Source organism: Frateuria sp. (assembly GCF_035695185.1).
In the GTDB taxonomy this organism is placed as follows: Bacteria; Pseudomonadota; Gammaproteobacteria; order Xanthomonadales; family Rhodanobacteraceae; genus Frateuria_A.
In genome coordinates, this window is record NZ_DASSES010000216.1 from 1 (window position 1) to 11742 (window position 11742).

The following is an 11742-nucleotide window of genomic DNA, read 5'->3' on the forward strand; positions in this document are numbered from 1 at the left end:
GGGGAGGAGCAGAGCAGCAAGGCTCGCTCCCTCCCCTGCTCGCAGGGGAGGGTTGGGGAGGGGTGCTCTTCCCCGGCCAAAGCCCCCCAGCACCCTGCAAACCCGGGAGAGGAGCCAAGGCCTCTACAGGATGTGGCGGAAGGTCAGGTTGATGCGCGGCGCTGCCACCCGCGTCATACGCGGCAGCGCGTGCTGGTAGAGCTGCTGCGTCGCGCCGCCCATCCGCAGCAGGCTGCCGTGCGGCAGCGCCAGCTCCAGCGCGGCGGGCCCGCGCCGCCCCTTGGGCCTGAATACGAAACGACGAGGCGCGCCCAAGCTGAGCGAAGCGATCACGGGCGCGGCACCCAGTTCCGGCTCGTCGTCGCTGTGCCAGCCCATCGCATCGCTGCCGCCGCGATAGAGATTGGCCAGCACACTATTGAAGGTCGTGTCGCACGCCTGCTCCAGGCGCGGACGCAGCGCCGCCAGCGCAGGGGGCCAGGGATGCGGCTCGAAGCGCGTGCGGGAATAGACGTAGCTCGCGCCCGGATCGCCGATCCAGCAGCTCAGCCGCGGCGAAGCCACTTCACGGCCGAACAGGCGGATCACATGGGTTTCCCAAGGCACGGTGTCGCGCAGCTCGGCGAACAGGCCATCGGCCTCGTCCCGCGCCAGCCAGTCCGCCCAGAGCGCGAGGTCCGCACCGGCCAGCGCGAGCGGTGTCCAACCCACGGGTTCAGGCGATCGCGGGGTACGTCGGTTCCACGTCCAGCGTCGAGGCGCAAACCGCCGCCAGCTCGACCAGGCGCAGGTCCGAGCCGCGGGCACCGACGAACTGCAGGCCGATCGGACGTCCGTCCGGCAGCGCGCCCATCGGGATGCTCACCGCCGGACAGCCGGCCAGGCTGGCGAAGCTGGTGAGGTCGGCGGCCGAGTCGGGCGCCGGGCCGTCGAGCGGGAACGCGCCCTGCGGCGTGGTCGGCAGCACCAATACGTCGATCTGCGCGAACAGCCGGCGCATCTTGAGCGTGGCCGCGTCGAGCACGCGGTCGGCGGTGGCGTAGTCGGCCGCGCTCTTGCGCGCGGCATAACCGAGCATCTCGCGCAGGCGCGGCGAGACCGGCCGGCTGGTGTCGGCCAGGTCGGCGCCGAAGGTGCCGAGCATCTCGGCCTCCATCAGCAGCAGGCCGGCTCGACGCGTACGGGCGAAGTCCCAGTCGGAGAAATCCACCGTGCGCCGCTCGCCCAGCTCGCGCGGCAGGCGGGCAAGCGCCGCCTCGAACACCTCGATCACCTCCGGCTCCACGCCGACCGCCGCCAGGTCCGGCAGCAGGCCGGCGCGCAGGTTGCCCGGCTCCCAGTCGGGCGGCGAGAAGGCCACGCGGCGGCGGCGCGAACGCGCATCGTCGGCGTCGTAGCCGGCCAGCACCTGCAGCAGCACGGTCAGGTCGTTGGCGCTGCGCGCGAGCAGGCCCACCGCATCCAGGCGCCGCGCCGCCGGCAACATGCCGCGGGTGGAGATCTCGCCGTGCGTGGGCTTGAGTGCGTACAGGCCGCAATAGCTGGCGGGAATGCGGATCGAGCCCAGGCTGTCCGAGCCCACCGCGGCCGCGGCGAGCCCGGCGGCGACCGCCGCGGCCGCGCCGCCGGAGGACCCGCCCGCGCTGAAGCCGTGCCTGTAGGGATTCTGGGTGGGGCCGTAGTGCGGGTTGTCGGTGGCTGCGCCCAGCGCCGCCTCGTCCATGTTGGTCTTGCCCACCAGGACGGCACCGGAAGCGCGCAGGCGCGCCACCACGTGGGCATCGTCCTGCACCGGCTGTTCGCGTCCGGGCAGGCCGGCGCGAGTCGGCCAGCCGGCCATGTCGAAGTTGTCCTTCAACGCGATCGGGATGCCGTCCAGCCGCCCCAGCACGCCGTCGCGCCGGCGGTGGGCGGCGGTGCGCGCCTGCTCCTGCAGCAGGCCCGGCCGAAGGTCGACGTAGGCATTGAGCTCCGGATTGATCCGGTCGATCGCCGCCTGGTATGCATCGGCGAGCGCCTGCGGCTGCACGCGCCCTACCGCCAGCCAGTGCAGCAACTGGCACACGCTGGCGCGGCGCAGGTCAATGTCGGCGATCGGCGCGGTCGGATTCATGCCTCGTCCTTCGGGGTGCATCCCGCGATTATCGACACGGGCCACGAAGCGATTGCAAGCGGCCGTTAGTGAAGAGTCCGGTTTGCCGCCGGGCGCACGAAGCCGGACAATGCCGCTCTTTCCTTAGGCATGCCGCACGGAGCCCGCCATGAGCGAACGCGAAACGATGGAATACGACGTGGTCGTGGTCGGCGCCGGCCCCGCGGGCCTGTCGTTCGCGATCCGCCTCAAGCAGCTGCAGCCGGACACCACCGTCTGCGTCATCGAGAAGGCTTCCACCGTCGGCGCGCAGATCCTTTCCGGCGCGGTGATCGAACCGGGCCCGCTGGATGCCCTGCTCCCTGGCTGGCGCGACGACCCGCCGCCGATCTGCGTGCCGGCCGGCGAGGACGAGTTCTGGCTGCTCAGCAAGACCGGCGGACGCAAGCTGCCGGTGCCGCCGGGCATGAACAACCACGGCAACTTCATCGTCTCGCTCGGCGCCATGTGCGCCTGGCTGGCGCCGCAGGCCGAGGCGCTGGGCGTGGACGTGTTCCCCGGCTTCGCCGCGGCCGACAACATCTATGACCAGGACGGCGCGGTCGCCGGCGTGCGCATCGGCGACATGGGCGTGGCCAAGGACGGAACCCACAAGAGCGGCTACACCCAGGGCATCGACATCAAGGCGAAGGTCACCGTGCTCGCCGAGGGCGCGCGCGGCAGCCTGACCAAGCAGCTGATCAAGCGCTTCGCGCTGGACAAGGACGCGGACCCGCAGGGCTACTCGATCGGCATCAAGGAGCTGTGGCAGGTGCCCGCCGGACGCGTCACCCCCGGCAAGATCGTGCACAGCTTTGGCTGGCCCGCCGACAACGACACCTACGGCGGCAGCTTCCTCTATCACCTGGATGGCGACCGCATCGCGCTGGGCTACGTCAGCGGCCTGGATTACCGCGATCCGGAGTACAAGCCGTGGGAAGCCTTCCAGCAGTGGAAGAACCACCCGCACGTGAAGCCGCTGCTCGAGGGCGGCAACATCCTGTCGGCCGGCGCGCGCGCGATCGTCACCGGCGGCTACCAGTCGTTGCCGAAGGTCGAGATGCCGGGCGCGATCCTGATCGGCGACACCGCCGGCCTGCTCAACGTGCCCAAGATCAAGGGCACGCATCAGGCGATTCGCAGCGGCATGCTCGCCGCCGAGCATCTGGCCGCCAACGGGCTGAACCCCGCCGGCTTCGACGCCGCGCTGCGCGCCTCGCCGGCCATGGCCGAGCTGAAGCAGGTGCGCAACATCAAGCCGGGCTTCAAGAAGGGCCTGTGGTTCGGCATGCTCAACGCCGCCTGGGAAACCGTCACCCGCGGCGCCTCGCCGTGGACGCTGAAGAACAAGCCCGACTGGTGCTCGCTGGAGAAGATCGGCCAGTACGAGGAACCCAGGCGCGACTACGTGCAGCGCGAGCTGCCCCCGCGCGACCGCCTGGCCGGCGTCTACTTCGCCGCCACCGAGCACGACGAGGACCAGCCGATCCACCTGCACGTGGCCGACACCACGATCTGCATCGAGCGCTGCAGCGTCGAATACGACAACCCCTGCACGCGCTTCTGCCCGGCGAACGTCTACGAGATCGTCGAGGACGCCATGCCTGACGGCAGCCAGACCAAGCGCCTGCAGATCAACGCCGCCAACTGCGTGCACTGCAAGACCTGCGACATCAAGGACCCGTACGAGATCATCACCTGGGTCACGCCCGAGGGTGGTTCGGGGCCGAATTACCAGAACATGTGAGTGGAGCCGGCTAGTGCGCCGGCACCAGGGGGCACGGCCCCTGCCGACCGCGCCAGCCGTCCCACAAGCCGCGCAGCATGAAACGCAGGTTGCGTCCGCGCGGCGCGACGAGCACGCCGAACAGGAACAGCTTCACCGCCACGCGCGGCAGGTCCTGCGCCACCCAGACCCGTGGCGTGTGCGGCATCCGGTACAGGCGCACGCGATTGCGCATCATGTAGTACAGCCGGCCCGGCCCATGCACGGTCACCTGCCCCAGGCCCAGCGGCAGGGGCATGCGGGCATCCCCGAGCCGGTGGTGCATGGTCGCCGCGCAGACCCCGTGCAGGGTGTAGCCCTTGGCGCGGGCGCGGAAACCCCATTCCAGGTCGACGTTGTCGATGAACAGCCCGGCATCCATGTCGCCGACGTCGTCGAGCACGGCCATCGGCAGCAGGGCGCCGGAGCTGATCAGGAAATCGCACTCGATAGTCGGCTGGTCCGGTCGGCACCAGAGCTTGCGATTGAACGGGAACCCCAGCCGTACGAACGGGGCATCGCGCGCTTCGCGCAAATCATGGAAGCGCGGACCGACCGCCGCCACGGGACTTACCGCCCCAAGCCGGCCGATCGCATCGAGCAGCGCCTGCACCATGCCTTCGCCGGGCAGGCTGTCCTGGTCGAGCAGCAGCACATTGCGGTACCCGTGCCGGCGTGCCCAGTCGATACCGAGGTTCTGCGCCTGCGCCAGGCCGATGTTGCGGGCCTGCCGCAGGACGGCGCCCACCGCCGGCTCGCTGGCCTCGATCGGCAACACGTGTTCCGGGCCACTGTTGTCGACCACCACGGTGGCACCGACCTGCCCGCGCACCGCCGCCAGCAGCGCGCGCAGCGCTTCGGGATCGGGGCGGTAGGTAATCACCACCGCACACACCTGCGAGGTCGACGGCTCAGCCACGGCGCAACAGATCCCTCAGCACGGAGCGCCCGCCCGTCCCGTATCGGCGATAGTCGCCACGCATGCTCTCCCTGATGACGTCCGGCAACCGTGTCCACCGCGGGGCGGCGCCAAATGCGACACGCCGCTGGAAATGCGCGCGCTTGCGCTCGATGCGCCCGCAAGCCTCCGCGAAGTTGCCCGAGGCTCCGGCCAGGTGCGCATGCAAGGCGTCGAGCCGTTCGATCTCGGTCAGGAATTGAGCCTGGCGCGGGCGTACCAGGTCCCGCCACTTGTCCGAAAAGCTGCGCTTGCGCATGCCGATCTGGTTGCCTCCATGCTGGCGGTAGTCGATCAGGTTCTCCTCGATCATGCCGACGCGCCCGGCGGCGGCCGCGACCACCGCCAGCCATTCGTCGTGGATCCACCCGCCGCCCACCGGCAAGGCAAGCTCCACCAGCTGCCGCCTGAAGGCCGCGGTGGCACCGGTCACCATGCTCCGCCGCAGCAGGACCTCGAACGCGCGCCCCTGGTGCACGGCCGTACGCTCGTCCTCGGACAACTCCAGCGCCTCGAACAAGGTGTGCCGAAGCGGCGAGCCACCGGCATCCACCAGCCGCGCGTTGCTGAACAGCAGAAGCAGCGAGGCGTCCTGCTCGAAGCGGCGAGCCATCGTGGCCAGCTTGTCCCAATGCCAGACATCGTCCTGGTCGCAGAGGAACAGGACGTCCCCGGTCGCCCGCCGCAGCATGCTCGAGAAATTCTCGACGTAGCCCATGTTGCGCTCATGCCGGACCAGCTGCGTCCGGATGCCCAACGCGACAGCCCGTTTCTCGAACGTCTGCAGCAGCGACCAGGTGTCGTCGCGCGAGCCATCGTCGCCGATGACGATCTCGTCCGGCTTGCGTGTCTGGCACAGGAGGCTGTCCAGTTGTTCCTGCACGAAGGCGGCGCCGTTGTACGTACACAGCACAACGGAAAGCGCGGGATGGACCATGGGGCGGCAACCTCTCAGTAGCAGCCCATGATGCCGCAGCTCGCCGGCCAAATCCCAATCCGGCCGGCGATGGGAGGCGCCAACCCGAATGTGCTGCAGTGCGCCCTGGCGAGGCAGCGTGGCGCCGGGGCGCGCCGTCTCCGTGGCGGAAATGCGCCAGGCCGTCCGCCGCGGCCGATCCCCACACCGGCACGCTCCGCATACGCGTGCGCACGGCTCCTCGGGTTAGAATCGCAAGTTAATGTCCCTTCCCCTGCCGCCTACGCAGCGGCACCAAAAAGGAACCGCAATGAAGATCCTGGTCGGCTACAAGCGCGTCGTGGACTACAACGTCCGCATCCAAGTGAAGCCCGACGGCACCGGCGTGGTGACCGAGGGCGTCAAGCTTTCCGCCAACCCGTTCGACGACATCGCCCTGGAAGAGGCCTTGCGCCTGCGCGAGAAAGGCGTCGCCGACGAGGTGGTGATCGTGGGGATCGGCCCGGCCGACCTCACGGCGCACCTGCGCAACGGCCTGGCCATGGGCGCCAACCGCGCCATCCACGTCACCACCGCCGACGCGGTGCAGCCGCTCACTGCGGCGCGCGTGTTCCTGAAGCTGGTGGAGAAGGAGCAGCCGGGCCTGGTGATCGTGGGCAAGCAGGCGATCGACGACGACGCCAACCAGACCGGCCAGATGCTCGCCGCGTTGTGGGACCGCCCGCAGGCGACCTTTGCGAGCAAGGTCGAGATCGTCGACGGCAAGGCCACGGTGACGCGCGAAGTCGATGCCGGCCTGGAGACGATCGAGGCGGAACTGCCCGCCGTCATCACCACCGACCTGCGCCTCAACGAGCCGCGCTTCATCAAGCTGCCGGACATCATGAAGGCCAAGTCCAAGCCGATCGACGTGATCGAGTTCGCCTCGCTCGGCGTCGAGGGCGGCGACCACCTGAAGACCACCCACTACGCCGCGCCGCCCAAGCGCAGCAAGGGCGTGATGGTGAAGGACGCGGCCGAGCTGGTCGCCACGCTCAAGCAGAAAGGCCTGCTGTAAACCCATATCCCCTGCAGGAGCCCACCTGTGGGCGACCGGCAAGCCCGAGCCGCCGCGCTGGCTCCTGCAGAGACACGGAGAGAAAGAGACATGAGCAAGATCCTCGTCATCGCCGAACACCTGGGCGGCAAGCTCAACCCCTCCACCGCGCGCGCCGTGAGCGCCGCCGCGGCAGTCAAGCCCGAGGCCATCGACGTGCTGGTGCTGGCCGACAACGCCGACGCCGTTGCCGCCGAGGCCGCGAAGATCGAAGGCGTCACCCGCGTGCTCACCGCCACGCGCGCCGAGAATGCGCACGCGCTCGCCGCCGTGCTGGCGCCGCAGGTGGCGAAGGCCGCCGCCGGCTACAGCCACGTGTTCGCCCCCTCCACCACCTTCGGCAAGGACCTGGCCCCGCGCGTGGCCGCCCTGCTCGGCGTGGCGCAGGTCAGCGACGTGATGGCGGTCGAGGGCAGCCATACGTTCAAGCGCCCGATCTACGCCGGCAACGCGATCGTCACGGTCGAGGCCGACCCGGCGCAGACCGTGGTCGCCACCATCCGCACCGCCTCCTGGGCGGCGGCCGCCAGCGGCACCAACAGCGCCCCGGTCGAGGCAGTGAACCTGGACGTCGCCCTGCCTTCCCACACCCGCTTCGTCGAACTCAAGCAGGGCAAGAGCGACCGCCCCGACCTGCAGAGCGCCAGCAAGGTGGTCTCCGGCGGCCGCGGCGTCGGCTCCAAGGAGAACTTCGAGATCATCTACAAGTTCGCCGACAAGCTTGGCGCCGCCGTGGGCGCCTCGCGCGCCGCCGTGGATGCCGGCTACGTCCCGAACGAGATGCAGGTCGGCCAGACCGGCAAGATCATAGCGCCGGAGCTGTACATGGCCATCGGTATCTCGGGCGCCATCCAGCACCTGACCGGCATCAAGGACGCCGGGACGATCGTGGCGATCAATAAGGATGCCGAAGCGCCGATCTTCGAGGTCGCGGACATTGGGTTAATCGGAGACCTGTTCAAAGTCATTCCGGAACTGAGCGAGCTGCTTTAAGCGGCTATGCGCATTCTCTTCGTAACACGCAAATTCCCGCCATCTGTCGGAGGCATGGAGGTCTATTCCCAGGAGCTTTATCTCGCGCTTATCAAAAGGAGTGCAGACATCCAGCTCCATCGGCCGACAGCGCCGCTCATTGGTAAGCCATCGTTGCTACAGATAATCAAGTTCTCTTGGAGAGCAACCGAGGCAATCTGGAGGCATAGGAAGAGTGTCGACATATTACTTGTCGGCGATGTGCTACTTACACCTTTGTCCCTTGTTGCCAAGCTCATTTGCGGAACACATCTCAAGGTAGTCGCCGCTGCACATGGGAATGATGTCTACTTCGCCCAAAATCTATCCGTCAAAGGCCTTGTTTATCGCTTGGGGATTAGCTCGTTTCGTCGGCATGTGGACCTCCTCATCGCCAACAGTCTGGACATAGAGAGTGCCGCGGGGAGGCTGGGTTTTTCCCCAACAACTAAAATACCGTTAGGCACCACCGTCCCTGCTGGCACAGGCCCCAATCGTATTGCTGAGCCTGCAGTTCTGTTTGCCGGGCGGCTTAACAAGTGCAAGGGGCTTGCATGGTTCGTGAACGAGGTTCTGCCCAAGCTGCCCACTCATATCCGGCTGATAGTGGCAGGGCCTGAGTGGGACGAGAGTGAACTGGACGCAGTACTCTCATCGCACAGAACAGAATACCTCGGAGCCGTGACTAGGCAGGAGCTAGATGACCTTCGCAAACGTGTCATCGCTACCGTGATGCCTAATTTGCCGGCGAGCCTTTCGGGCCAAAACGAAGGCTTTGGCCTCGCTGCACTCGAATCCGCCGCGATTGGTGTCCCTGTTGTCGCCTCGAGGCTCGGAGGGCTGGCCGAGGCTGTGGTTGAAGGTATAACGGGTTTCCTAGTCGAACCGACAAATGCAGACGCTTTTGCGAAAAAAATCAGAGAGATCGCGCGGTGGACTCCGGACGAGCGGATGAATTTCGCCGCCAGGGCGATCCAGGAGATCGAGCAGCGCTTTACTTGGGATCGCGTTGCGCGTGAATATCTAAGCCGCTTCGAAGCACTTTCCGCCAACAGCGGTGGCGAAAGCATCGGCAGGTCGTGTTGATCGCCAACTGAGTCGGCTGGAAAAAAACTATGAATTTAACTGGATACAGCGTAGTGACGGTCGCTCTTGGCCTTCGCTCGCTGCTCCTCAGCGGCCTGATGGTGCTCTTGGCACGATCATTTGGTAACTCCCTCTATGGGGGATATGCAACTGCGGCGAGTATTGGGGGGTTCCTATCCACGTTTTCCGGCCTCGGTGCAGGTCCACTGCATGTGCGGGAAGTTGCCCTCGGCGAACATGTTTTCAAGGTGAGTTTCGACAGGATGGTGCGACGGACTATCCGCACCACCCCGATCCTTCTCGCCCTTACCGCGCTACTCACCTGGATCCTGATTCCCGGCACGCTCCCCGTGGGTTCGCTGTGCCTTCTAGCGCTGGGTGAGCACCTGTCCGCTGTAGCGTCGGATACTTGGATGCGGTCAATGCAATCCCGCGAGCGCTTCCCCGGGATGGGTATTGCTGTCTGTGCAATTCCTCTGGCAAAGATACTGCTCGGTGGAGCAATTCTCTGGTCGGGACGCCTCTCGCTGGAAGCCTGGGCCTGGGCATCTTTTTGGACAGGAGGATGCGCCTTCGCTGTGGTCTGCCTTTTTGGCCTCGCGACATCTGCATCTACCGATCACGCTACTGTGGGTTCGGAGCCGGCCAATAGCTTCGGCGCCATCGGATTCGCCATCGCGTCTGCTTCGTCCCGAGTGCACGGGGACGCAGACAAGGTTGTACTGACTCGCCTAGCCAGCCCAACGATAACCGGGCAGTACACGATCGCGTATCGACTAACAGACGTACTCACACTGCCCATCGTGGCAGGCGCGGAGCGGCTGCTTCCCAAGCTCTTCAAGATTGGAGCGGAGACATCCGCGGAATCGCGCACCTACCTCATCAAGATGACCGTGGCTGGCGTGGTCCTCGGCACCACGTTAAGCGCAGCCACCTACGCGCTCTCGCCATTGCTCCCCTGGGTTTTCGGACCTGGGTTTCAAGCCTCCGTGAACATGGCTCATGCCTTATGTCTCGTCCCCGCCAGCATGACTCTTTGGGTAATGGTCCGTTCCTATGCGGGGACCAATGGCTTTGAACACGCCATGGGCCTGTTCGAGCTGTTCGGGGCCGGCCTCAACGTTGCAGCATCCTTACTCCTAGTTCTGCACTTTGGATGGCTAGGCGCGGTCATGGCTACGTACTTCACCCACCTCTCGATGGCGTTCACGCTTACCCTGTGGATGCTCTACCGAAGGAAGGTCGCCTGCCGCTGACCAGCCTCTGCGGCAGGCGAAACGACAGCCGCCCGACGGACCAAACCATCAATGGATATTTCGACATGCCCTTGAAAATCTGGCTGCCGGCGATACGCGCCCTCAGCGGTGGCGACGTTTATGTCCGGCGTCTTGCGGCCGCTTTATCCAAAGCGGGCGCAGAACCTATCGTCGAGTGGCTTCCGCACAACTATCAGTACTTTCCTCAGCTGCTGCGCCGCCACCGAAAGCCAACTGGCGCCGACCTGGTAGATGCCAACAGTTGGGTCGCCTTCTCGTTCAGACGACCTGACTTGCCGCTGGTCGCCACCGCGCTTCACTGCGTCTACAAACGGGGATATCCCCGATGGAAGTCACTACCGCAGGCTATCTATCATGACTACTTGGTGGGTGGGTTTGAGCGCCGCTCATTTTGCGAGGCTGATGCGACGATAGCGATAAGCCAGTCGACACACGACGAGGTGTTGGAGGACTTCTCGCCCCGCCACATCCAGACCATTCCGCTGTGGGTCGATGTGGAGCGCTACACACCTACGAACGCACCCATGGCGACGACATCCAGACAATCGCGGATACTGATTGTCGGAAATATGAGCCGGCGTAAAGGAGGAGACTTGATTGCTCCTTTTTGCAATGCATTGGGACAAGACTTTGAGGTGACTGTGGTGGCGGGCCTGCGGGGCGAGACGCCGGCAGTCTCGCCCAGGGGGGCATCGCTTGGTTTCCTCAAGGGACTCAGTGAATCAGAATTGGTCGGTCAATACCAAAAGACCGACATTGTCGTTTCTCTGAGCCGCCACGAAGGATTTGGCTACACGGCACTGGAAGGCATGGCATGCGGCAAGCCCGTCGTAGCTTTCCGAGTTTCGGGCCTGAAGGATGTTATCGAAGACGGTGGCACCGGCCTTCTCGTCGATGTCGACGACGTAGCTGCCATGGCGAGAGCCTGCCAAGCGCTGCGGGCGGACCCAACGCGCGCAAAGGAACTTGGTGCGCATGGACGCGAGCGGTCAGTGCGGCACTTCAGCGAAAGTGCGGCCGCCGCAGCCCATTTGGAGCTTTATCAAAGTCTGCTCGACACCCGACAGTAACTCACCCGCGCTACTGAAACCTTCGATGACTCCCTCGAGACTAAATCTTGGCTGCGGTGAAGACCATATCGAGGAGCCAGGCGTCAGTGGCGGCGCTTAGCCTGACAGACGCACGCTCCACCGACGCCTGACGCATGTAGGGGACCTCATGAAACTCATTATCCAGATTCCCTGCTTCAACGAAGCAGAGACCCTAGGCATTACGCTCTCGGAGCTGCCGCATAAAGTCGATGGTTTTGACACTGTCGAGTGGCTGATCATCGACGACGGTTCCACTGACAACACGGGAGAGGTCGCTCGTCGGAACGGCGTGCACCATGTCGTTCGCCATCCGGTGAACCGAGGCCTTGCCGTAGGTTTCATGTCCGGACTGGACGCCTGTCTGAGACTGGGCGCAGACGTGATCGTCAACACCGACGCGGACAACCAGTA

Annotated in this window: 11 protein-coding genes; 7 read left to right on the forward strand and 4 right to left on the reverse strand. The window is 65.6% G+C overall.

The window, feature by feature from the left end:
- Nucleotides 1-123: 123 nt before the first annotated feature.
- Nucleotides 124-711 (reverse strand): alpha-ketoglutarate-dependent dioxygenase AlkB, encoded by a 588-nt coding sequence (locus tag VFH59_RS17835; protein ID WP_325166272.1) that lies wholly within the window; start codon nt 709-711, stop codon nt 124-126.
- A gap of 4 nt (nt 712-715) precedes the next feature.
- Nucleotides 716-2113 carry an amidase gene (locus tag VFH59_RS17840; RefSeq protein WP_325166273.1) on the reverse strand — a complete coding sequence of 466 codons (1398 nt, stop codon included), beginning with the start codon at nt 2111-2113 and terminating at the stop codon, nt 716-718.
- 148 nt (nt 2114-2261) lie between these two features.
- Here VFH59_RS17840 and VFH59_RS17845 point away from each other — a divergent pair, with 148 nt between their 5' ends.
- On the forward strand, nt 2262-3878 hold the full coding sequence (locus VFH59_RS17845; protein ID WP_325166274.1) for an electron transfer flavoprotein-ubiquinone oxidoreductase: 1617 nt from the start codon (nt 2262-2264) through the stop codon (nt 3876-3878).
- A 10-nt stretch (nt 3879-3888) separates the two neighbouring features.
- On the opposite strand, the gene VFH59_RS17850 is transcribed toward VFH59_RS17845, so the two are convergent.
- Together VFH59_RS17850 and VFH59_RS17855 are read right to left on the reverse strand one after the other, a co-directional pair.
- Nucleotides 3889-4815, reverse strand: a complete 927-nt coding sequence (locus tag VFH59_RS17850; RefSeq protein ID WP_325166275.1) for a glycosyltransferase family 2 protein — start codon at nt 4813-4815, stop codon at nt 3889-3891.
- Nucleotides 4808-5791, reverse strand: a complete 984-nt coding sequence (locus VFH59_RS17855) for a glycosyltransferase family 2 protein (RefSeq protein WP_325166276.1) — start codon at nt 5789-5791, stop codon at nt 4808-4810. Before VFH59_RS17855 ends, VFH59_RS17850 begins: the two co-directional genes overlap by 8 nt.
- A gap of 289 nt (nt 5792-6080) precedes the next feature.
- Between VFH59_RS17855 and VFH59_RS17860 the strand changes: the two genes are divergently transcribed.
- The 6 genes from VFH59_RS17860 to VFH59_RS17885 all read left to right on the forward strand — a co-directional run.
- A complete protein-coding gene (locus VFH59_RS17860; RefSeq protein ID WP_325166277.1) occupies nt 6081-6827 on the forward strand; it encodes an electron transfer flavoprotein subunit beta/FixA family protein in 747 nt (248 codons plus the stop codon).
- Between the two features lie 90 nt (nt 6828-6917).
- Complete coding sequence (locus tag VFH59_RS17865) at nt 6918-7859, forward strand: electron transfer flavoprotein subunit alpha/FixB family protein (RefSeq protein ID WP_325166278.1); 942 nt, start codon at nt 6918-6920, stop codon at nt 7857-7859.
- Nucleotides 7860-7913: 54 nt separating this feature from the next.
- Entirely contained in the window at nt 7914-8963 is a 1050-nt protein-coding gene (locus VFH59_RS17870) for a glycosyltransferase family 4 protein (RefSeq protein ID WP_325166279.1), read from the forward strand.
- 29 nt (nt 8964-8992) lie between these two features.
- Nucleotides 8993-10219, forward strand: coding sequence for a hypothetical protein (locus VFH59_RS17875; RefSeq protein WP_325166280.1), 1227 nt, complete (start codon nt 8993-8995; stop codon nt 10217-10219).
- 65 nt (nt 10220-10284) lie between these two features.
- A complete protein-coding gene (locus VFH59_RS17880; RefSeq protein ID WP_325166281.1) occupies nt 10285-11310 on the forward strand; it encodes a glycosyltransferase family 4 protein in 1026 nt (341 codons plus the stop codon).
- 148 nt (nt 11311-11458) lie between these two features.
- Nucleotides 11459-11742 (forward strand): glycosyltransferase family 2 protein (locus VFH59_RS17885; protein ID WP_325166282.1); only part of this gene is annotated, 284 nt, incomplete at its 3' end.

Excerpts from the sequence above, each read along its gene's own strand:
- VFH59_RS17840 (WP_325166273.1), bottom strand. The coding sequence starts at position 2,113 with ATGAATCCGACCGCGCCGATCGCCGACATTGACCTGCGCCGCGCCAGC.
- VFH59_RS17870 (WP_325166279.1), top strand. The coding sequence starts at position 7,914 with ATGGAGGTCTATTCCCAGGAGCTTTATCTCGCGCTTATCAAAAGGAGT.
- VFH59_RS17865 (WP_325166278.1), top strand. The coding sequence starts at position 6,918 with ATGAGCAAGATCCTCGTCATCGCCGAACACCTGGGCGGCAAGCTCAAC.
- VFH59_RS17860 (WP_325166277.1), top strand. The coding sequence starts at position 6,081 with ATGAAGATCCTGGTCGGCTACAAGCGCGTCGTGGACTACAACGTCCGC.
- VFH59_RS17845 (WP_325166274.1), top strand. The coding sequence starts at position 2,262 with ATGAGCGAACGCGAAACGATGGAATACGACGTGGTCGTGGTCGGCGCC.
- VFH59_RS17875 (WP_325166280.1), top strand. The coding sequence starts at position 8,993 with ATGAATTTAACTGGATACAGCGTAGTGACGGTCGCTCTTGGCCTTCGC.
- VFH59_RS17855 (WP_325166276.1), bottom strand. The coding sequence starts at position 5,791 with ATGGTCCATCCCGCGCTTTCCGTTGTGCTGTGTACGTACAACGGCGCC.
- VFH59_RS17880 (WP_325166281.1), top strand. The coding sequence starts at position 10,285 with ATGCCCTTGAAAATCTGGCTGCCGGCGATACGCGCCCTCAGCGGTGGC.